Here is a 19,318-nt window from a genome sequence, read left to right as displayed (position 1 = left end):
CAGTCGTTCGCCCGTTTTGCACCGATTTAACTCGGATCAACGGAGCGAACGCGCGTTCACCGTGATGTCCACCCGGTCCGCGAGCGGTCAGTCGGCGTCACTTATAAATCCGGCGCGGCAGGGACTCCCGGCCGCTACAGCTCCCGCAGGTCCGCCAGGCAGTCGTCCAGATCGCGCGTGGAGGTGGCAAGCGAGAAGCCGTCGACGCGAGCCAGGTCGCCGGCGTGTTCCCACAGGTCGTCCGCCTCGATCCCGTGGAGGAGGACCGCGTTCGGCGTCGGGCTCACGACCCGCATCGCGACCAGCGGCGACTCGCCGCGGGTGACGCGGGTGAAGACGAGCGCGCGGTTCGTCGACTGGCCGTACAGTCGGTAGAACTCCTCGCTCGACAGCCGCGTGATCGCCTGGATCGAGTCGATCACCGTGTGGCCGTTCACGTGGTCCTGATCGCCGCGGACGATCTCCGTCGCACCCATCGCTTCGTAGAACTCCGCTAAGGGAACGGCCGTGGAGTACTCGCGGAGGTCGTGGACGATGTCGCTCTCGAAGCCCGCAGAGAGCACGCGGGCGTACTGTCTGAGTCGGCCGCCACCGCGCTGCTCGTCGATGTCGAGCAGCGCGTCGACCGTCCGCCGGACGACGCCGATCCCCGGGCTCTCGCGGCGACCGCTCTCGTAGTCGGAGACGACCGACGAGGAGACGCCGAGCTGGTCGGCCAGCTCCGTCTGTGAGACGTCGAAGTCCGTCCGCCACTTCCGTAAGGTCGCGCCCGGATCGTCGCTCAACGTGATCTCACCGGCGATCCGCCGAGATAGTTCCTCGCGTGCGGTCTCGCTCATGGTTAAAACCCACACGAGAGCACCGCAAAAGGCTACCGAAACCGGGGTACGTCGACCGTCGATATCCGACACCCGAACGTCCCGAGCGGGGACGGCCGGTCACTCCACGTACAGCGAGTAGACGATGACCGCGAACCCGATCGCCGTCAGCGTGCTGTCGATCGCGATCCCGACGGCGAGACCGACGTCGAGGAACTGGTGGGAGACGCCGCCGATCAGCGCGCCCACGGTGACGACCCCGAAGCCGATCCCGAGCGCACGAAGGGACGGATCGCCAGTCCGTGAGAACGCGCGGAGCGCGTAGTAGGTGATGCTGCCACCCAAAAAGAGGATGGCGGTCTTTACCGCGATGATGACGAATTCGACGTGCATGGTTAGGTTTCCTCCCGTAGTTCCGACCACAGTTCTGCCAGCCGCTCGTCTCGAGACCGGTCGGGGCGGCTGAACTCGATCGACAGCGAACGGTCGTTCTCATTGACGGTGACGGTCACTTCGTCGAACGCAACGGCGTATCGCGTCGTGTGCTGCCCGTCGCGTCGGATCTCCGTCGACTCCTCCAGCAGCGACGCGTCCGTGAGCTTCTCGAGCTTTCGGTAGGTCGTCGAGAGCGGGACGTCGCACTCCTCGGAGAGCTCGCTCGCCGTCTTCGGCTCGGAGAGCGCGGCGATGAACCGCTGTGCGGCGTCGTCCGCCAGCGCGTTCAACACCTCCTCCGGCGACGGCGGCTCCTCGTCGCGCAACGGATCCCGCACCATGCACGGGGCTTCCGACCCGTGGGGCTTAAAACGTTCATTTTCCCGGCGTCGTACGGGTTTTATCTACCTGGTTAGTCGGACGGCCCGGACGGCTCCCGGCTCGGACCGACGTCGTCGGGTCCCCCGGACGACGCGGACAACTGCGCGTACACGGGCCAGGAGGCGTCCCCCTCCGGCGGGTCGGTCTCCTCGCCGCCGACCACGACGCCGGACCCCGAACGAACCTCGCCGACGACCGCGGCCGGGGTCCCACGAGTCCGGAGCGTTTCGGCGACCGACTCGGCGTCCTCGGGGGCGACCGACGCGATCAGCGTTCCCGACGTCGTCGCGTGCCACGGGTCCATGTCGAGCGCGTCACAGACCGGCTCGACGCCGGGCGCGACCGGGACCGCCGCGTCATCGACCACGAACCGGACGCCGCTCGCGCTCGCCGTCTCGTGGAGCGCCCCGAGGAGCCCGCCCTCCGTCGCGTCGTGCATCGCGTGAACGGTTCCCGCCTCCCGCGCGGCCAGCGCGTCCTCGACGAGCCGGACGTCGTCGATCCGTCGTTGGGCGGTCGCCACCGTCTCGGCCGGTAGGCCCAACGCGTCGGGGAACAGCGAGGCGAACAGTCCGGTCGCCTCGACGGCGGGCCCGCGAGTCACGACCAGCCGGTCGCCGGGACGAGCGCCGTCCGGACGGACGATCCGGTCCGGACGACCGACGCCGAGCACGGTCGCCGCACCGACCCACGGGAGTTCGGCACCGGGGTACCGGGCGGTGTGCCCGGTGGTCACGGCGACGTCGAGCCGCGCACACTCCTCGTGTATCGCGTCCCAGAGCTCCCCGAAGTCGTCGTCGCCGAATCCGGTCGGCAACGAGAACGCGATGGAGAGGTGTGACGGGGCGATTCCGGAGACGGCGACGTCGGACAGCGCGATGTGGAGCGCGAACCGACCCGCGCGATCGTACCCCAACCCCGGAAGCACGGAGATCGGGTCGGTCGCGGCGACGACCGCGTACGAACCGTGAGCTCCCCCGTCCCCTCCGCTCCCGTGTCCCGGTTCGATGACGCCGAAGTCGCAGCCGTGTGCGGGACCGAGCGTCACGTCCGCGCGGTCGGCCCCGAGCGCGGGCCGGATCCGCTCCTCGAAGAACCGCCTGCCGATCTTGCCGTTCGTCATGCGTGGCCGTTCCCGCGACCGGATAAAGGGGTTCCGTGCCGGAGTCGACGGGCATCGGTCGCGAGGTGGGGAGTTCCGGATCGAACCCGAACGGAGTCCCGCCCGAGCTCGCGTCGATCCGCCTCGTTCGGGCGTGACCGCCGCACATCATTTATACCATGCCCGGATGACGGATCGGTATGCTTCGGAGCGCGCTGGCGACGCCGACGGACACGGACGACGCCGCCGGCGTCTTTATCGTCGGCACGCTCGTGACGCTGCTCGCGTGGACGATCCCACCGATCTGGCTCCTCGCGTCGGCGCTCGCCCCGCCGCTCCTCGTCCTCGCACCGCTCGCGCTCGCGCCCGCGATCGTCGCTCGCGGCTACTTCGTCCGCGTGATCGCCGAAGGCGTCAGCGACGGCAACGCGGGCGGTGCGCCGTCGTTCGTCGAGTGGGGTCGGCTCTACCGCGACGGGCTCAAGTCCCTGCTGCTCTCGGCCGTGTTGCTTCTCCCGTTGGTGGGACTGCTCGCGCTCGGGGTTGCGGCCGGTGTCGTGGTCGAACTCGACCGCGTCGACCCCGCCCCGATCCTCGAAGGGGTCGCCGGGACCGCCGCGGGCGACTCGGAGGCGACGGCGGCGATACTGGCCCTCGTCGGCGGCCTCGTCGGCGTGCTCTCGGCGGGCTACCTCGTCGCGTTCGCGTACGTCCGCCCGGCCGCGCTCGCGCTGTTCGCCGACTCCGGCCGGCTCCGGGACGGACTTCATCCCGGGAGGGTCGCCGCGGTCGCGTTCTCGGGCGACTACGCGGTCGGGTGGACGCTCGCGATGATCACGCTCCTCACCGGATACGCCCTCGCGGCCCCGTTCGTCCCGCTCGTCGTCGGCATCGGGGTGGTGTTCTCGACGCGGATCGTCGCTCACTCCCTGTACGGGCGCGGGGCGTCGACGGCGCTCCCCGCGAGGAGCGGGACGAGAGACGAGGGCGCTCGGAGGGGAGATGAGGGCGCGCGGACGGGAGGGGAGCACGCACGGACGAGAGATGGCGCTCGGAGGGGAGACGAGGGGACGCTGACTGCGAGACGGGACGCGGGGACCGGCGTCGTCTCCGGGCGGCCGCGGAGCCACCGGATCGGACGGATCGACGAGGCCTCACCCGCGGTCCAGACCGGGCGGTCGGTCCCGCTCACGGGGACGGGCACGGAACGGAACCCCCACGCGGAACGGAACCCGAGCGCGGAGCGGGTAGCGGACGGTCTCGCCATCGGAGCGGACGATGAGACCGGGTTCGACTGGGGACCGCCGATCGAGGACGGGTGACGTCGGCGGCGGACTGCGAGGTCGGACCGCGAGTCGACGCCGCGACCGCGGATGCCAAGGGTTGATACGCCGCGGGGCGAACGACCGCCCATGCGTATCGCCGACCGGGGCTACGGCGAGGAGGGTCGCGAGCGACTCACTCTCGTCCCCGAGAACGTCGACGACCTCTGGCACCTCGCACACGTCCTCGAACCGGGTGACCTGGTCGAGGGCGACACCACCCGCCGGATCCAGCGCGACGACGACCAGATGCGGGACACCGGGGGACAGCGCGAGCACCTCTACGTCACCATCGAGGTCGACACCGTCGAGTTCGCACGGTTCGCGAACCGGCTGCGGGTCGGCGGCGTCATCGTCGACTGCTCCCGCGAGGACCAGCTCGGACAACACCACACCATAAACGTCGAACAGCACGACGAGATCACCGTCGAGAAGCGCTTCAAGCCGGACCAGACCGAGCGGATCGAGGAGGCGACGGAGGCCGCCGAGAACCCCGACGTCGCCATCGCGACCGTCGAGGAGGGGGCGGCGTACGTCCACACCGTTCAGCAGTACGGCACCGACGAGTACGCCTCCTTCACCAAGCCGACCGGGAAGGGAGAGTACTCCCGGCCGCGCGCGGAGCTGTTCGCGGAGCTTGGCGAGGCGCTCTCGCATCTCGACGCCGACGCCGTGATCCTCGCCGGACCCGGCTTCACGAAGAACGACGCCCGCGACCACATCGCCGAGGAGTTCCGGGAGCTCGCCGACCGGATCTCCGTCGTCGACACCTCGGCCGCGGGCGATCGCGGCGTCCACGAGGTGCTCAAACGCGGCGCGGTCGACGAGGTTCAAAAGGAGACGCGGATCTCGAAGGAGGCGACCCTGATAGACGAGCTGACAGAGAACATCGCACGGGGCGCGAAGGCGACGTACGGGCCGGAAGACGTCGCCGAAGCCGCGGAGTTCGGCGCGATCGAGACGCTGCTCGTCGTCGACGACCGACTCCGGACGGAGCGACAGGGCGAGGGCGACTGGTCGATCGACGTCAACGACGTCATCGAGTCGGTCGAGCAACAGGGCGGCGACGTCGTCGTGTTCTCCTCGGAGTTCGCCCCCGGCGAACAGCTCTCGAACCTCGGCGGCATCGCCGCGATCCTCCGCTACAGGCTCCAGTGAATCCGATGGTCACCGTGCCGGTCCCTCTCGCTTCTCAGTTCCCCGTGAGCGCCTCGCTCGCGGGCGCGAAGTCGATCACCTGACCTCGCCCCGCCTCGACCGCGCGCTCGTACAGCATGGACGCGGCGGCCACCGTCTCGATCCCCGTTCCTCCCGAGTCGAACACGGTCACCTCGTCGTCGCTCGTCCGGCCGGGATGGCTCCCCGCGACGACGTCGCCGAGCTCGGCAGCGACGTGGCCGTCGTCGATCAGCCCTGCGTCCAGTGCGGCGATGAAGGAGCCGGCGTCCGCGGTGACGCGGGCCGCCAGGTCCGGAACGTACGTCGCCCGCGCGACGAGTTCGGGCGGAAGCTCGTTCTTTCCGGGGTGGTACTGCCCCATCGCGGTGACGTGGGTTCCGGGCTCGACGTCCGCGTCGTCGATCACGGGGTCGCTCGCGGTCGTCGCGGTGATCACGACGTCGGCGTCGGTGAGCGCCTCGCTCGCGCTCCCGACCGCCGACACGTCCGCGTGGAGGTCGGCATCGAGGTCCGCGGCGAACGCCTCGCGACTCTCGGGCGTCGGCGAGAACACGCGGACGGCCTCGAACTCGCGGACCGTGGCGGTCGTTCGAAGCTGCCCGCGAGCCTGCGGCCCGCTGCCGATGACGGCGATCTCCGTCGCGTCCTCGCGAGCGAGCGCGTCGACCGCGACCGCACCCGCAGCCCCGGTTTTAAACGGGTTCATCGACGCGCCGTCGAGCAGCGCCAGCGGTTCGCCGGAGTCGGCATCGAAAAGCGGCGTCATGAACCACGCGTCCGCCTCGCCGAACCCGGCGGAGTACGTGTACCCGCCCATCGCGCCCGTTTCGGGGAGCACCGCCGCGTACGTGGTGAGCATGCCCGGCGGGTCGCGGTTGATCAGTTTGGTTCGAGGCTCCGCGGGGGCACCCTCGCCGATCTGGCGATACGCGTCGCGGACGCTCGTGACGTAGTCGGCGGGCTCCGCGAGGTCGTCGACGTCGGAACTCGACAGGAACAGCGCGTCGGTCATTGAGTGACCGTGGACCGCGATCGACTAAACGATGCAGGATACGGCAGGGGAAGAGCGGGACGGACGGTCAGTCGGACGCGCCGGGCGTCGGCGGTCCGCCGGCCGACGAGCGACCCTCCGGCGGGTTCGTCACCGTCTCAACCGGATCGATGACCGGGCCCTTGACGAACATCGCGTGGGCCATCAGCCCGAGCGCGATACCCGCACCCACGGGCACGGCCACGGTCAACGACAGCCCGAGCGAATTCAGGACGGCGGTGGTTCCGATCAGGGCGGCCGGGATGAGCCCGAGCACGTAGTCGTAGTACCTACTCATAGTTCATTATGTACTATGAGGGATGGTAACATAAAATTTTCTCATACCTACGTGGTTACGAGAGTGACCCACACGGATACTTGACTCATAACTTATGACCTGAGTGCGCCCCGTACCGGTCTGAGAGACACGCGCAACGTCTTTCCCGGATCTCGTTCGGTACCAGCGATCAGACGTGCCGTTCGGAACCGAACGTATGCGTCGTTCGAGACGTCGCTCGAGGGATTTCGAACGCGTGATCAGCCGGCACCGGGTAGCGGCGTACGGAATCGTTCACCGGGTCGGGAGTTCGAGAGCGTTCACCGGAACTTGAAGTAGAGCGCGCGCCAGCCGCCGAGCGCGACGGACCCCATCACGAGCATGACGGCGATGAACGTCGGCGCGGCACCTCCGGAAAACACGAACGCGCGGAGCACGAACGCGACCGCGGCCGCCGGGATCCACGACCGGATCACGAGCGGTATCGACGACTTCGCCGTTTCGGCTGCACCCGCGGAGTACGCGCCGATGATCGGGGCAACGGCGATCCAACCGATGAGGAACGGTGCGTACACCTCAGCGAGATACAGCGGGTTCTCGATCAGGAACTGCGACGTCGAGTGGCTGAGCGTCCCGACCGTCAACACCGCGATCAGCGCCACCACGTCGCCGACCGCGAGCGGAGTCGCGGAGCGATCGATGCGAGACGAGAGGAACGACTGTGGATCCATATCGGGTCGTCGGAACCGCGCCACTTTGTACGTACGGATCCAGTTCGACGCCCACCGGGCCTCACTTAAGAACTGATATGCACCCGGTCGAACGCTACGCACGGGCCGTCGTCGCTCACCGGAGACTCCTGCTCGCCGCGGTCCTCATCGCGACGGCGGCGCAGGCGCAGGCGTACGTCCACGACGCCCTCGAGACGGCCGAACGCTCGATCCGACATCGACTCGGCTCCTAGTTGGGTACGCCCCGCCGACGGAGCGTTCCGATCCCGTTCGCGATATCGCCGGCGATATCGCGGAACGCTTCGTCGGTGTCGTCCTCCCCGAGCGTTCCGACGTGGGCGTCGTCGTCGGCCGTCTCCCGAATCTCGGGGTCGATCGGCACCGAACCAAGGAAGGGGAGGTCGTACTCCTCGGCGACCGTCTTCCCGCCGCCGCGACCGAACAGGTCGTGAGTGTCGCCACACGACGGGCAGGTGAAGCCGCTCATGTTCTCGACGATGCCGAGCACCGGGATTGACTGCTCACCGAACATGTGTAACGCGCGGTGGGCGTCGTCCGTGGAGACCGCCTGCGGCGTCGTCACGACCACGGCACCGGTGAGCGGAACCGTCTGACAGAGCGTGAGCTGTGCGTCGCCCGTCCCCGGCGGGAGGTCGACGATCAGGTAGTCGAGTTCGCCCCACTCGACGTCGACGAGCAGCCGTTCGAGCGTGGAGTCGATCATCGGCCCGCGCATCACCGCCGCCTCCTTCTCCGGGACGAGGAATCCGAGACTCATCACCTTGATACCGCCCCGCTCGGGCGGCGTGAGCGTCTCCGTCTCGTCGTTGAGCGTCGGCCCGTCCCCGTCGCCGAGCATTCGCGGCACGTTCGGCCCGTACAGGTCCGCGTCGAGCAGCCCCACGCGCGCCCCCCGCTCGGCGAGCGCCTGTGCCGTGTTCACGGCGACGGTCGTCTTCCCGACGCCGCCCTTCCCGGAGCTCACGGCGATGATGTTCTTCACCGACGGAAGCGGTCGCTCGGCGTCGGAGACGGGAAGCGGCGGAACCGTGAGATCGATCTCCCGATCGATGTCGGACAGCTCCTCTCGGATCCGCTCCGCGATCCACTCCTCGTCGGGGGCGTACGGTGCGTGTAAGGTGACCCGAACGCGGACGACGTCCGGCTCGACCGTGACGTCGTCGACGACGCCGAGCGAGACGATGTCGTTCCCGAGCTTCGGGTCCTCGATCCGTGCTAACCGCGTGTAGATCTCGTCAGGAGTCATCCGTGTCGCCTCCGTAGGGTCGATCAAACATAAGGTGCTACCGGATCGTTGTCCGTCTCCGCCCATCGGAATGGCGCTCCAGTATGAAGTTATTTATAAGAGAACTCGCGAAGCAGATCCCACGTCCACGAACTCGAGACGTGGTTCGTTCGGTGCGGCCGAGCTGTCGCCCGCTCCGGAACGTCAGCAATTGGTTAATAAAAATTCGGTTCGGTCCTCGAAGCGTCTACACCGGCGTGAACAGGGAGATGAACGTCCCGAGTACGGCGAGGCCGGCGATGAGCGCGAAGACGAACACCGCCATATAGCCGAACGTGATCCCGATCGACCGGAAGTCACGCGGCTTCCCGAGGAGCCAGCCGGCGATCATCACGTACACCGGGAGCATGATGATCCCGAAGATGACGTACAGTCCGATGTGGATCGCTTCGTGTGCCATCAGTGGTCACCTCCGGTTTCGTCGCCACCATCCGGCAGTGCGGTACGCTTGACCTCCTCCGGTTCGAGTTCGATCATTGGAATCATCTTGGAGAGCATGAGGAACCCGAACACGACCATGAGGATCGTGCCGAGGAACAGGATCCACTCGACGAACGTCGGCGAGTAGCTCCCGGTCGGGTAGAGGTTCGTTAGCGGCGGCTGGGTCGGGTACATGAGACCCTCGACGACGAACATCACCTTCTTGTTGAGGATCGTGATCCCGAGCATCGCGGACAACGCACACAGCGCGGGCACGCTGAAGAACCGGTCGGACCAGCCGATCATGACGAACAGGCCGACGATGGCGATCACGAGTCCCGCGATCGCGAGCCAGAAGAACGGGAGGGTCAACATCCCGCCGGTGAGCGCGCCGATGTTCACCGGCGCGATGTACGCGCCGGTGAGAATGTCGTGCATCGTGAACCACGCCGTCGCGAGCGCGAGGAACGCGAGCGCGATCGTCAGATCGAGGAAGATCCGATCCTCGATGATGTCGTGCCAGTCGTACGTGTACCGGAACGCCGCAGTCGCGATCACCACGATCGCCAGCGCGCTCGTGAGCGACTCGGTTAGCATCGCTGCCCCCGCTGCGGCACCGTACCACGCGGGTTGTGCCGCGATGAGACTGAACAGCCATGGCACGACTCCACCGGACAGAAGCGGCACGAGCGCGAGGATCGCGACGGCGAGCCACCAGAGGATCTGCTCGATCTTCTCGTCTTCACGCTCCGTGTATCCGAGCGTGATGACCGCATACAGCGGACCGAACCACTTCGGAAGATGATCGCGGAGACCGCTTATCTCCGCGCGCAGCGAGAGCGTCATGTACGTGAGCGTCAACACGAGGTACAGCGAGATCACCGCGATGTCCCACGCCAACGGCGAGTGGTGGACGGTGAACGGCCACTGGACGATGGTGTTGAAGATCCGGTCCGGTCGGCCCATGCTCAAGACGATGTTGAACGCCGCCACGCCGAGCGCGAGAACCGTCAACACCTCCGCTATCCGAGCGATGGGTCGGTAGCGGTCGATGTTGATGACGCGGACCGCGGCGGAGATGGCGATCCCACCGTGGGCGACGCCGATCCACCAGACGAACCCACCGATGTACAGTCCCCACGGGACGCCGCCGGATATTCCCCAGTCTCCGATGCCGGTCACCGCGCCGACACCGAAGGTGATCTGGTGGATCCACGCCTCGAGGAACACGAGGAGGCCGAGCCCGATCACGCCGGTGGCGATGAAGAACGCCGAACCGGTCTCCCGCATGGGCTTTAACACGCGCTCCGGATCGATCTCCACGCTCATTCCTCGTCACCTCCGTTGATCACGAAATCGTAGTCGCCGTCCTTCATACCGCGGCTCTCGTAGGACGTCGGTCCCTGTACGGGCGTGGCGTCCTTCGATGGCTCCCTACCGACGTACACGATGTTCGGTTCGTTGCCGACCTCCGGAAGCAGCCGGAACTGGTTGGACTCCGTCTTCTCGCGGAGGTGTTGTCGTGGGTCGCTGTTCCTGTTGTTCATGTCTCCGAAGTGGATCGCATCGACGGGGCACTGCTGTTCACACGCCGTGGTCCCGTGCAGTTCGTGGTCCTCGTCGAGGTCCTGGCGATGGATACAGAACGTGCACTTCCCCATGACACCCCGGGGCGGCGTACCGGCGACCGTGCGGCCGTCCACTTCGCGGTCAGCCCAGAAGTCGTCGCCGGCGTCGTCGAAGTCGTCGATGACGCCGCCGGTCTGATCCCGATCGGTCTCGAACTGGTCGCGGTTCGGATTCGGATCCTCTTTCCCGAGATAGTTGACGCCGTACGGACAGGCGACCTGACAGTACTTACAGCCGACACACGTGTCGTAGTCGGTGAGAACGATCCCGTCCTCCTGACGCTTGTACCGCGCCTGCGTCGGGCAGACGTACGTACAGGACGCCTCCGAACAGTGCTGACAGTGGCGGGTGAGGAACTCCTCTTCCGTGTCGCCGGCGTGTTCGTCCTCGTACCGGAACACGTACGGCCAGTGGACCCCGACGTCGGTGTTGTTCTCGCCTTTACACGCCTCCGAACACTGCAGACACGCGATACAGCGTTCGGTGTCGATCACCATCCCCATCTGCTTCTGGTGGTCGACCTCGTCGATGACGCCGTCGTCGTCAACGTCGGCCACGCCTCCGGTTTCTGCGGCCTCAGCCGCTCCCGACGAGTCCAGACATCCGGCCACTCCGGCGACGCCGGCGGTCGCGGCTCCCCCGAGCGCCTTCAGCACGTTTCGGCGCGTCTCCTCGCGCTCGTTCGGTACCTTCGGGAGCGTCGCCGCGGAGTCGACCGCCTCCTTCGTCGGACGTTCGTCGACGCCAAACTCGGCTTCGACCGCGTCGCTGTGTCGCTCGTGAAACGCGGCTTTCGAAAGTTCACCCTCCGCGACGCGGAGCGCGTCCTCTCCCATCTCTCGGCCGAGGTCCGTGTCGAACTCGACGTCGGAGAGCTGGTCGTCGGCCCACTCGTTCCAGCCTGGGTCATCTATATCTGGGGGAGAATCCGCCGTGTCCATATGAGGTTCACCACGAGTCGATTACGGACTCAGCACCCTAGACATGGCCGTTAAAAATACAGCCCTTTATAAGTGATCGAGCGTCAAGGGCCGATCGGTCATCGGTCGAGACCTTCTCAAAATCGACGTGTTCGATCCTCAGTTCGACGACCTCACGGACTGTCGTCCGTTCGGATGAAGAACTCCTCCGTCGGGTGGCCGGTACAGGTCAACACGTAGCCGCGTTCGATCTCGTCGTCGTCGAGCACTTCGTTATTGGTCATCTCGACCTGTCGGTGACCGTTCCCGCTGATGCGGGCCGTACAGACGCCACAGACTCCCCGCTCACACGAGTAGGGGAGATCCCACCCTTGGTCGAGACCCTGGTACAAAAGCGAATCACCGCCCTCCGGGATCTCGATGGTCGCGTCCTGCCGCAGGAACGTGATCTCGTGGACGGGGCCCTCCTCGCTGCCCTCCTCGTCATCGTCACTTTCGTCGTCGTCCTCGTCATCGGCGCTCTCACCGATCGTCCGGTCGGGAGCCTCGCTTTGAGCCGGCTCCCCGAACACGCCGATGCACCCTGCGAGCGAGAGCGTCGTTCCACCTGCGAGCGCGCCGAGGACTCGTCGACGTCCGGTCGCTGAGAGCCGGGACGGACAGCCATCTCCGTCGCAGTCGGACTCGCACGCTCGTCCCCCCGCCGGTTCGTTGCTGGTCATATCCTCGTCCATAAGAGGCGGTTAGTCCGAAGCCAGTTATCCTTCAAGCAAAAGAATACAGCTTTTTATAAGGGACGGCGACCGATGGACGCCGGGATTGTCGTGTCCAGTTTCGAGCGGCCGAGCACGGTGACGAGTTCTACGCGGCCAGGGATTACCGCGTATTGTTAGCTGATTTATAAACTCGTTCGACGTCCAGTCATAAAGGCCTACAATATCCAGTGGATCGTTATTGGAGACGTAGCAGGGAACATGTGGTACGGTATGGACGGCAACAATTCGACTGACGAGGGGATTCTGATCGAACGAACCGAGCGGACGACTACGGACGAGGAGCCGGTTCCGGAGGGGGCCGGTCCGGACGCGACCCGCCGGAAGTTCATGGCTGCCGGCGCCGTCAGCTGGGCGTCCGTTACCCTCGCGGGGTGTACCGCCCTCGGCGACGAGGAGGAGGACGACGGCCCGACGACGTTCGTCGTCACCGACGAGATCGTCGTGGGCGCGGAGGGCATCCCCGAGGGTGCCGGCGGACTCCTCCGTGAGGGGGTCGCCCAGCGGCTGTTCGTCCCCGGCATGGAGGTGATCTTCAAGGTCGGCGTGTGGGACCGCGAGTCGAACGGCATCGTCAGCGACGAGGCGCTCGACGAGGTGACGATCGAACTCGACACCGGCGACTCCGTCGATCTCGAGTTCTACCGCGACGAACGCGAGTGGAGCGGCTCCTGGCGGATCCCGGACGACGCCGACCCCGGAACGGTCGGATACACCGTCGAGGTGACGAACGGTGCGCAGTTCACCAACGTCGGCGTGTTGGAAAGCGAGTTCGAGATCATCGAGTTCACCGGCGTCGACGCGGGCGCGTCGAACTACGTCGTCACCGACGACACGTACTCGACCGACGACAAGGGTAACGGCTGGGTACAGTCCTGTCTCCCCCAGCACAACTTCACGCCCGGCATGGCGGTCGGCTTCGATATCGGGATCTACGACGGGAGCACCGGCGAACCCGTCGGCCCCGACGTCGTCGACGAGGCGATCATCGTGTTCGAGGCCGGCGATCCCGACACCGTCGAACTCGAGTGGGACGAGGACGGCGGAGTCTGGAACCACACGTGGTACGGAATTCCCGAGGACTACGAGGGAACACTCACCTACGAGGTCCAGGTGACGAACGACGGTAACTTCCACCGCGTCGGCGTGTATCAGGACTCCATCGAGGTCATCGCGGACCCCGACGCCTGATCGGGACGCCCGTCCCGACTCCGATCGGGATCTCCGCCGACGGCTCTTCTTTCGATCCGCTCGATCCCCTCGTTCTCGCCGTCGCAACGCTTATTATCTGTTTCCTGTAATCCATAACCAAGGATGGACGACTCACCCAGCGTGGAGGCGACGGACGAGAGAGTCGACGACCGGTCACCCACGCATCGACGGGAGATCCGTACGACGGTCGACACCGTCGTCGCGGCGGGACAGCTGCTTTCAGCACCGCGGAAGTGTCGCGTGTGGCACGAGGCGTGGCTCGCGGACGGGTTGACGATCCAGCAGCTCGCGGCGGTGACGCCGATCCCACAGAGCACGCTGTACGATCTCACGCGGGAGATGGTGGCGGACGGGATCGTACACGGCGACGGCACGACCGATAACAACGCGACGGTGTTGCGGGCGGCGGACATGCAGGTGTTCGTCTCCGCACACCCAGAAGGGATCGGTCGCCAGTTCAACATCCACAGCACGCTCATCGGCGTGATCGGCAGGGGGATCGAGTCGGGAGACGTCGAGACGTTCCTCGAACGGAACAACTACACGATGCTCTTGGAGGCGATCACGGGCGTGTTGACGATCCTCGACGGCGACCAAACGACCGCGCCCGAACTGGAGGAGCATTTGGAGTGGATCGAAAGCGTCGATGCGAGGCTCATCGAGGGCCACATCGCCGCGATACTCGAGCGTGAAGCCGAAAAGCCGGGCATCGACTGGGAGTTCCCGGAGGATCCAAGCATCGTGCCAGCGGACACACGGAGGCCCGCATGACCGTCGACTTCACGCTCGCGTGTCACGAGTACGAGTGGACGAAGGCGCTCTGGGACGGACGCGTCGAGCCGCAGGGGCTGGAGTTGACGACCGTCGATTACACGAATCCGGAGCGGTTCAACCGGATGGCGAACTATCGGGAGTTCGACGCCTGCGAGATGTCGATGGGAAGCTACCTCGCGACGCGCTCGCAGGCCGAGGAGTACCCGTTCACCGCGCTCCCGATCTTCCCCTCCCGGAAGTTCAGACACGCGTACATCTACAAACGTACCGGCGCGGGAATCGACTCGCTCGCCGACCTCGAGGGACGCGACGTCGGGATCGTCAACTGGCAGACGACGACGGGGATCTGGCAGCGCGGCATCGCTCGCGAGCGACACGGACTCGACACGACGTCGGTGACGTGGAAGGCGGCGAAACCGGAGATCGTCGACCTCAATGCCCCCAGCTACGACATCGAGTTCCTCGACCGTGCGGGGCGGTCGCTGTACGCCGTCGAGGACATGATCGAGCGCGGCGAGGTCGACGCGGTGTTCCACCCGGTGTTCCTCGACGCCGACAACGCCGAACGACTGTTTGCGGACCCGATCGAGACGGAGACGCAGTACTACCGCGAGACCTCGATCTTCCCCATCATGCACACGGTCGTGATCAGAGACGACCTTCTCGAGGAGAAGCCGTGGATCCCCCAGAAGCTGTACGACGCCTTCGAGCGCGCAAAGCGGATCGGCTTGGAGTCGCTCGAGCGCCCGCGGGAGTTCCCGATCATCTGGGCGAACACGTTCGCGGAGCGCCAGCACGAGCTGTTCGGCGAGGACCCGTGGGAGTACGGACTGACCGAGGACAACGTCACCACGCTCGAGACGCTGATCGAGTACGCACACGAACAGGAGGTAATCCCCCGCGAGTACACGCTCGAGGAGCTGTTCGAGACCGAACACGTGAACACCGAGGAGTATCGCTAACGGCCTGTCAACACGGAACATACCAACGATGCTTGAACTCAGTCTCTGTTGTGACAACCGCGACACGATCAACGCGCTGTTGACGGGAGAGGTCGAACCGCGCGGAATCGACCTGACGACGCTCGTTGAGTATCCGCCCCGTCGACACCGGCGGTTCTTCAGACACGGCGAGTTCGACGTGTGTGAGGTGTCGCTCGCCTCCTATCTCTCCGCGATGGAGGAGCCCGAAGCGTATCCGTTCACGGCGATTCCAGTGTATCCGAACAAGCGGTTTCGTCACTCGTTCGTGTACACCCATGTCGACTCCGGGATCGACGGGCCGGCGGATCTCGCGGGCAAGAAGATGGGCGTCCAGTCCTGGCAGACCACGGCGAACGTCTGGGCGCGCGGTATCCTCGGCGACCAGTACGACCTCGATCTGGCGGACGTGACGTGGTATCGGCGCAAGGACGACGACGTCCCGATCTCGATCCCGGACCGGTTCGACATCCGTCCGATCGGCGGTGACGCCGTCGAGGAGACGACGGACATGCGCGAGATGCTGTTCAGCGGCGAGCTCGACGCCGCGACCGACCCGGCGTACTCGCTTTTCAACGCGGTCCTCGAATCAGACGAGGTCGAGCTGCTGTTCGACGACCCCATCGCCGAGGAGAAGGCGTACTTCGAGGAGACGGGGATCCACCCGCCGATGCACCTGATCGCGATCAGAGACGAGGTCCTCGAGGCGAATCCGTGGGTCGCGGTGAGCCTGTACGACGCGTTCCGCGAGGCTCGGGACCGATGTCTCGAACGGAACGAGAACCCTCACGAGCACACCTCGCTCACCTGGGCACACCTCCATTTGAAGGATCAGCGGGAGACGCTCGGACCGGACGTCTGGGAGTGGGGACTGACGGAGAAAACCCGGAGAGAGCTGGACACGTTCATCCGATACGCGCAGGATCAGGGATTGATTACCCGGCGGTACGAGCCCGAGGAGCTGTTCGCGGAAACCGTCCTCGACGTCTGAGTCCAGTGTCGGTCCTCGACGTCTGAGTCCAGCGTCGGTCCTGGCGTCCGAACGTCACCCGTGGCTCAGTTCGATCGCGCGTTCATATCGTAGATCGTGACGCCGAACCACCGAAGCGCCAGCAGCACGACAACGGTCACCGCGACGAAGAGCGTGGAGATGGCCGAGACTAACTCCAGTTCGGCCCCTCGCGTGTAGAGGGTGAACACCTCGACGGGGATCACCTCCGTTCCGGTCGAGTACGTCATGATCGGTATCGTGAGGAGGTGAAACACCTGAATCGCGAGATAGAACCAGATGATCGCCATCGGCGTTTTGAACAGGGGAACGAACACCTCGCGGACGCTCCGTCCCCACGACGCGCCGACGATCCGCGCCGCCTCCTCCAGTTCGGTGTGTATCTGCACGATGTTGCCGACGGCGATCCGTGAGGAGATGGGGATGTACACGATGATACTTCCGATCACCATGATCCAGAGAGTGCCGTACAGGTCGACGAGCGGGTGGATCCGGCCCACCCACAGGAACGTGAACAGGAGACTGCCGCCCATGATGATCCCGGGGATCGCCATCGGTGTGAGCGAGAGGAAATCGACGACCCCTCGGAACCGGTACTCGGTTCGTTCCGTGTAGTAGGCCATGCCGACGACGAGCACCGTACCGATCGTCGCGCTCGCGACGGCGACGAAGACGCTGTTGAAGAACGCGCCGCGCAGGCGCACGTCGGTGAGTGCGGTGACGTAGTGTTCCGTAGAGAGGACGGTGACGTCCGGCTGTCCGGTCCACAGGGAGTGAAACGAAACGAGCACCATGACCAGCACGGGAAGCAGCCAGACGAAAAACAGCAGCACCCACAGTCCGCCTGCGAGCGGCCACCGCCACCCGCCGAGGTCCCACCGTCTCGCCCGATACCCCCGGCCGCGAACGGTCATGTAGTCCTGCTTGCGACCCGTGATTCGGCGGTAGTACCACACGAACGCGGCCGTAACGATGAGGAGACTGAACGCGAGCGCTGCCGCCTCGCCGTACTGGGGGGGTGCACGCAGACGAACGGCCTCCCAGATGGCGGTCGCGTACACGTCGAACCCCTCCGGCGCGCCGAGGATCGCCACGACCGAGAACTCGCCGAGTCCGCGCAGAAACGTCACGAGCACTGCCGAGAGGATCGCAGGGATCACCAGCGGAAAGCTGATCGTCCGGAGCGTCGTCGGGAGGCTCGCGCCGTGGATCCGGCCGACCTCCTCCAGTGCAGGGTCCATGTTCTGCAGTGCCGGTGCGGTGAGAAGGTAGACGGTGTTGACCATGTTGATGCCGACGACGAACGCGATCCCCCACCGGCTGAACACGTCGATCGGAACCGATTCGAGACCGAGAAACCGCTGGAGACTGACGAGAACGAGCCCCTGCTGTGAGCCGTACGTGACGATGTACATGAACGCGTAGATGTACACAGGGATCGCGTACGGGGCGAGTAACACCAGCTCCATCGCACCCTTCGTCGGCAGGTTCGTCCGCACGAGAAGCCACGCGAACAGCAGTCCGAACGTGATCGAGACGACGGTCGTTCCCGCCGCGACGAAAAGCGAGTTACCGAACAGTTCCAGCGCGTCGAAGCTGCCGTTGACGTACACGGCGACGAAGTTCTCGACCGTGAACGACCCGGAGAAGTCGCCGGGGAAGCCCGACCAGACGCTCGTCCACAACAGGAACACGAGCGGGATCAGCGTGAGAACGAACACCGCAAGTGCGATCGCCCCCAACACGAACCGCTCGCTCGCGTTCGGGCCGACGATTCGTCTCAGCCGTCCGGTGAGACCGCTCGAGCTCATGTGTCCGTGTTCGGATACACTTGGATAGCGCTCGGGTCGAAGTGGACGTGGATCTCCTCGCCGGGGTGAACCTGCCTGTAGCTTTCGGTGTGAAGCACCAGCTCCGAGCCGTCCTCGAACCCGACCGTGATCTCGTAGCTATCGCCGAGCAGTCCCTCGCCGACGACGGTGCCGCTCAGTTCGAGGACGTCGCCGCCGTGCTGTGCGTATCGTCCGATCCCGATGTCGTCCGGTCGCATGAAACAGGCCACCGGCGTTCCGTGCCTCAGGTCCGCCGACGGGGAGACGTGGTCCGCCTTTGCGAGCTGAAAGTCGACCAGTTCGGATCGCACCGTCTCGCTTCCGTCCCGGCCGACGTCGAGAGCGCCGTCGAACCGGTTGTACTCGCCGACGAACTGCCGGGTGAACCGGGCGGTCGGCCGGCTGTACAGCTCCCGTGGAGCGCCCCGTTCGACGATCCGACCGTCGTTCATGACGAGGACGCGGTCGGCGAGGTAGAACGCCTCCGCCTGGTTGTGTGTGACGTAGAGGATGCTGACGTCGAGTTCTGCTTGGAGCTTCTGGAGCTCGTGTCGCATGTTCCGTCGCAGCTCGCGGTCGAGATTGCTCAGCGGCTCGTCCATGAGCAGCAGGTCGGGGTCATGAACGAGCGAGCGTGCGAGCGCGACGCGCTGCTGTTGACCGCCGCTGAGGTCGGTCGCCGGCGCGCGTTTCAGCTCCCGTATCCGTAACAGTTCGAGCACCTCGTCGACGCGGGCCTCGTGTTCCGATCGCGCGAACTCGGTCCGGTTGTGTTCGAGCGGGAAGACGACGTTTTCGTAGACGGATTTGTGTGGCCAGATCGCGTAGCTCTGATACACCATCCCGACGTTTCGACCCTCGGGTGGAACCGCGGTTCCATCCCCTTGTACGAGCTCGCCGTCGATCACGACCTCGCCGCTCTCCGGGGTTTCGACGCCCGCAACACACCGCAACACCGTCGTCTTGCCACAGCCGCTGGGACCGAGCAGGGCGACGACCTCGTCGGTATCGACCGTGAAGTCGATTCCCGAGAGCGTGAATCCCTCTTCGAACCGCTTCTCGAGGTTTCGCACCGTCAGCTGTGGTTCCGCGGTCATCGATCGATAGGTGGATCCGGACCACGTAGTCCGATAGTGTTGCCGATCAGTCGCCGTGTGTGGACGTTCGAGTTTCGGCACGGGCGAGCCG

Annotated in this window: 20 protein-coding genes and 2 pseudogenes; 8 read left to right on the top strand and 14 right to left on the bottom strand. The window is 65.7% G+C overall.

Annotated elements, in window-relative coordinates; all coding sequences use genetic code 11:
* Positions 1–134: 134 nt before the first annotated feature.
* The 4 genes from ACNSN7_RS07870 to ACNSN7_RS07855 form a co-directional block, all read right to left on the bottom strand.
* The gene (locus ACNSN7_RS07870; protein ID WP_418281727.1) at positions 135–839 is read right to left on the bottom strand and encodes a helix-turn-helix domain-containing protein; all 705 of its coding nucleotides are present in this window, start codon (positions 837–839) and stop codon (positions 135–137) included.
* Positions 840–938: 99 nt separating this feature from the next.
* Positions 939–1,211, bottom strand: a complete 273-nt coding sequence (locus tag ACNSN7_RS07865; RefSeq protein WP_418281726.1) for a DUF7521 family protein — start codon at positions 1,209–1,211, stop codon at positions 939–941.
* 2 nt (positions 1,212–1,213) lie between these two features.
* Positions 1,214–1,594 (bottom strand): helix-turn-helix domain-containing protein, encoded by a 381-nt coding sequence (locus ACNSN7_RS07860; RefSeq protein ID WP_418281725.1) that lies wholly within the window; start codon positions 1,592–1,594, stop codon positions 1,214–1,216.
* Positions 1,595–1,665: 71 nt separating this feature from the next.
* A complete protein-coding gene (locus ACNSN7_RS07855) occupies positions 1,666–2,757 on the bottom strand; it encodes an AIR synthase family protein (RefSeq protein WP_418281724.1) in 1,092 nt (363 codons plus the stop codon).
* Positions 2,758–2,987: 230 nt separating this feature from the next.
* Between ACNSN7_RS07855 and ACNSN7_RS15550 the strand changes: the two are divergent.
* The 3 genes and pseudogenes from ACNSN7_RS15550 to ACNSN7_RS07845 form a co-directional block, all read left to right on the top strand.
* A pseudogene (locus tag ACNSN7_RS15550) lies at positions 2,988–3,101 on the top strand (DUF4013 domain-containing protein); the annotation flags it as partial.
* Positions 3,102–4,058: pseudogene (locus tag ACNSN7_RS07850) on the top strand (DUF4013 domain-containing protein); the annotation flags it as partial.
* A gap of 90 nt (positions 4,059–4,148) precedes the next feature.
* Complete coding sequence (locus ACNSN7_RS07845; protein WP_418281723.1) at positions 4,149–5,216, top strand: mRNA surveillance protein pelota; 1,068 nt, start codon at positions 4,149–4,151, stop codon at positions 5,214–5,216.
* 34 nt (positions 5,217–5,250) lie between these two features.
* Here ACNSN7_RS07845 and ACNSN7_RS07840 read toward each other — a convergent pair whose 3' ends face one another.
* From ACNSN7_RS07840 to ACNSN7_RS07830, 3 genes are all read right to left on the bottom strand, one after another.
* A complete protein-coding gene (locus ACNSN7_RS07840; RefSeq protein WP_418281722.1) occupies positions 5,251–6,249 on the bottom strand; it encodes an ornithine cyclodeaminase family protein in 999 nt (332 codons plus the stop codon).
* 67 nt (positions 6,250–6,316) lie between these two features.
* Positions 6,317–6,565 carry a DUF8015 family protein gene (locus ACNSN7_RS07835; RefSeq protein WP_418281721.1) on the bottom strand — a complete coding sequence of 83 codons (249 nt, stop codon included), beginning with the start codon at positions 6,563–6,565 and terminating at the stop codon, positions 6,317–6,319.
* 299 nt (positions 6,566–6,864) lie between these two features.
* Positions 6,865–7,275, bottom strand: a complete 411-nt coding sequence (locus ACNSN7_RS07830) for a DUF3054 domain-containing protein (protein ID WP_418281720.1) — start codon at positions 7,273–7,275, stop codon at positions 6,865–6,867.
* Between the two features lie 77 nt (positions 7,276–7,352).
* Between ACNSN7_RS07830 and ACNSN7_RS07825 the strand changes: the two genes are divergently transcribed.
* Complete coding sequence (locus ACNSN7_RS07825) at positions 7,353–7,508, top strand: hypothetical protein (RefSeq protein ID WP_418281719.1); 156 nt, start codon at positions 7,353–7,355, stop codon at positions 7,506–7,508.
* Here ACNSN7_RS07825 and ACNSN7_RS07820 read toward each other — a convergent pair.
* The 5 genes from ACNSN7_RS07820 to ACNSN7_RS07800 all read right to left on the bottom strand — a co-directional run bounded on the left by ACNSN7_RS07820 (position 7,505) and on the right by ACNSN7_RS07800 (position 12,272).
* The gene (locus tag ACNSN7_RS07820) at positions 7,505–8,542 is read right to left on the bottom strand and encodes an Mrp/NBP35 family ATP-binding protein (protein WP_418281718.1); all 1,038 of its coding nucleotides are present in this window, start codon (positions 8,540–8,542) and stop codon (positions 7,505–7,507) included. The two genes, ACNSN7_RS07825 and ACNSN7_RS07820, sit on opposite strands and share 4 nt — an antisense overlap.
* Before the next feature lie 226 nt (positions 8,543–8,768).
* Positions 8,769–8,981: a hypothetical protein gene (locus ACNSN7_RS07815; RefSeq protein WP_418281717.1), complete on the bottom strand. Its 213-nt coding sequence runs from the start codon at positions 8,979–8,981 to the stop codon at positions 8,769–8,771.
* Entirely contained in the window at positions 8,981–10,330 is a 1,350-nt protein-coding gene (nrfD, locus tag ACNSN7_RS07810) for an NrfD/PsrC family molybdoenzyme membrane anchor subunit (RefSeq protein WP_418281716.1), read from the bottom strand. Before nrfD ends, ACNSN7_RS07815 begins: the two co-directional genes overlap by 1 nt.
* A complete protein-coding gene (locus ACNSN7_RS07805) occupies positions 10,327–11,571 on the bottom strand; it encodes a 4Fe-4S ferredoxin N-terminal domain-containing protein (RefSeq protein WP_418281715.1) in 1,245 nt (414 codons plus the stop codon). The genes nrfD and ACNSN7_RS07805 overlap by 4 nt, the downstream gene beginning before the upstream one ends.
* 152 nt (positions 11,572–11,723) lie before the next feature.
* Entirely contained in the window at positions 11,724–12,272 is a 549-nt protein-coding gene (locus tag ACNSN7_RS07800) for a 2Fe-2S iron-sulfur cluster-binding protein (RefSeq protein ID WP_418281714.1), read from the bottom strand.
* Positions 12,273–12,536: 264 nt separating this feature from the next.
* On the opposite strand from ACNSN7_RS07800, the gene ACNSN7_RS07795 reads away from it, so the two are divergent.
* The 4 genes from ACNSN7_RS07795 to ACNSN7_RS07780 all read left to right on the top strand — a co-directional run bounded on the left by ACNSN7_RS07795 (position 12,537) and on the right by ACNSN7_RS07780 (position 16,280).
* Positions 12,537–13,514 carry a hypothetical protein gene (locus tag ACNSN7_RS07795; protein WP_418281713.1) on the top strand — a complete coding sequence of 326 codons (978 nt, stop codon included), beginning with the start codon at positions 12,537–12,539 and terminating at the stop codon, positions 13,512–13,514.
* A gap of 123 nt (positions 13,515–13,637) precedes the next feature.
* A complete protein-coding gene (locus ACNSN7_RS07790) occupies positions 13,638–14,306 on the top strand; it encodes a hypothetical protein (RefSeq protein ID WP_418281712.1) in 669 nt (222 codons plus the stop codon).
* Complete coding sequence (locus ACNSN7_RS07785) at positions 14,303–15,271, top strand: substrate-binding domain-containing protein (protein WP_418281711.1); 969 nt, start codon at positions 14,303–14,305, stop codon at positions 15,269–15,271. The genes ACNSN7_RS07790 and ACNSN7_RS07785 overlap by 4 nt, the downstream gene beginning before the upstream one ends.
* A 28-nt stretch (positions 15,272–15,299) precedes the next feature.
* Complete coding sequence (locus ACNSN7_RS07780) at positions 15,300–16,280, top strand: PhnD/SsuA/transferrin family substrate-binding protein (protein ID WP_418281710.1); 981 nt, start codon at positions 15,300–15,302, stop codon at positions 16,278–16,280.
* A gap of 65 nt (positions 16,281–16,345) precedes the next feature.
* Here ACNSN7_RS07780 and ACNSN7_RS07775 read toward each other — a convergent pair whose 3' ends face one another.
* The gene (locus tag ACNSN7_RS07775; protein WP_418281709.1) at positions 16,346–18,109 is read right to left on the bottom strand and encodes an ABC transporter permease; all 1,764 of its coding nucleotides are present in this window, start codon (positions 18,107–18,109) and stop codon (positions 16,346–16,348) included.
* Positions 18,106–19,227 carry an ABC transporter ATP-binding protein gene (locus ACNSN7_RS07770; RefSeq protein ID WP_418281708.1) on the bottom strand — a complete coding sequence of 374 codons (1,122 nt, stop codon included), beginning with the start codon at positions 19,225–19,227 and terminating at the stop codon, positions 18,106–18,108. Before ACNSN7_RS07770 ends, ACNSN7_RS07775 begins: the two co-directional genes overlap by 4 nt.
* Between the last annotated feature and the right edge of the window lie 91 nt (positions 19,228–19,318).

The sequence above is a fragment of the Halorubrum rarum genome, assembly GCF_048380895.1.
Classification (GTDB): Archaea; Halobacteriota; Halobacteria; order Halobacteriales; family Haloferacaceae; genus Halorubrum.
Note: the sequence above shows the minus strand (reverse complement) of the source record. Positions and strands in the feature narration are given on the sequence as shown.

Coding starts and splice junctions, on each gene's coding strand:
- ACNSN7_RS07870 (WP_418281727.1), bottom strand. CDS start 839: ATGAGCGAGACCGCACGCGAGGAACTATCTCGGCGGATCGCCGGTGAG.
- ACNSN7_RS07865 (WP_418281726.1), bottom strand. CDS start 1,211: ATGCACGTCGAATTCGTCATCATCGCGGTAAAGACCGCCATCCTCTTT.
- ACNSN7_RS07860 (WP_418281725.1), bottom strand. CDS start 1,594: ATGGTGCGGGATCCGTTGCGCGACGAGGAGCCGCCGTCGCCGGAGGAG.
- ACNSN7_RS07855 (WP_418281724.1), bottom strand. CDS start 2,757: ATGACGAACGGCAAGATCGGCAGGCGGTTCTTCGAGGAGCGGATCCGG.
- ACNSN7_RS07845 (WP_418281723.1), top strand. CDS start 4,149: ATGCGTATCGCCGACCGGGGCTACGGCGAGGAGGGTCGCGAGCGACTC.
- ACNSN7_RS07840 (WP_418281722.1), bottom strand. CDS start 6,249: ATGACCGACGCGCTGTTCCTGTCGAGTTCCGACGTCGACGACCTCGCG.
- ACNSN7_RS07835 (WP_418281721.1), bottom strand. CDS start 6,565: ATGAGTAGGTACTACGACTACGTGCTCGGGCTCATCCCGGCCGCCCTG.
- ACNSN7_RS07830 (WP_418281720.1), bottom strand. CDS start 7,275: ATGGATCCACAGTCGTTCCTCTCGTCTCGCATCGATCGCTCCGCGACT.
- ACNSN7_RS07825 (WP_418281719.1), top strand. CDS start 7,353: ATGCACCCGGTCGAACGCTACGCACGGGCCGTCGTCGCTCACCGGAGA.
- ACNSN7_RS07820 (WP_418281718.1), bottom strand. CDS start 8,542: ATGACTCCTGACGAGATCTACACGCGGTTAGCACGGATCGAGGACCCG.
- ACNSN7_RS07815 (WP_418281717.1), bottom strand. CDS start 8,981: ATGGCACACGAAGCGATCCACATCGGACTGTACGTCATCTTCGGGATC.
- nrfD (WP_418281716.1), bottom strand. CDS start 10,330: ATGAGCGTGGAGATCGATCCGGAGCGCGTGTTAAAGCCCATGCGGGAG.
- ACNSN7_RS07805 (WP_418281715.1), bottom strand. CDS start 11,571: ATGGACACGGCGGATTCTCCCCCAGATATAGATGACCCAGGCTGGAAC.
- ACNSN7_RS07800 (WP_418281714.1), bottom strand. CDS start 12,272: ATGACCAGCAACGAACCGGCGGGGGGACGAGCGTGCGAGTCCGACTGC.
- ACNSN7_RS07795 (WP_418281713.1), top strand. CDS start 12,537: ATGGACGGCAACAATTCGACTGACGAGGGGATTCTGATCGAACGAACC.
- ACNSN7_RS07790 (WP_418281712.1), top strand. CDS start 13,638: ATGGACGACTCACCCAGCGTGGAGGCGACGGACGAGAGAGTCGACGAC.
- ACNSN7_RS07785 (WP_418281711.1), top strand. CDS start 14,303: ATGACCGTCGACTTCACGCTCGCGTGTCACGAGTACGAGTGGACGAAG.
- ACNSN7_RS07780 (WP_418281710.1), top strand. CDS start 15,300: ATGCTTGAACTCAGTCTCTGTTGTGACAACCGCGACACGATCAACGCG.
- ACNSN7_RS07775 (WP_418281709.1), bottom strand. CDS start 18,109: ATGAGCTCGAGCGGTCTCACCGGACGGCTGAGACGAATCGTCGGCCCG.
- ACNSN7_RS07770 (WP_418281708.1), bottom strand. CDS start 19,227: ATGACCGCGGAACCACAGCTGACGGTGCGAAACCTCGAGAAGCGGTTC.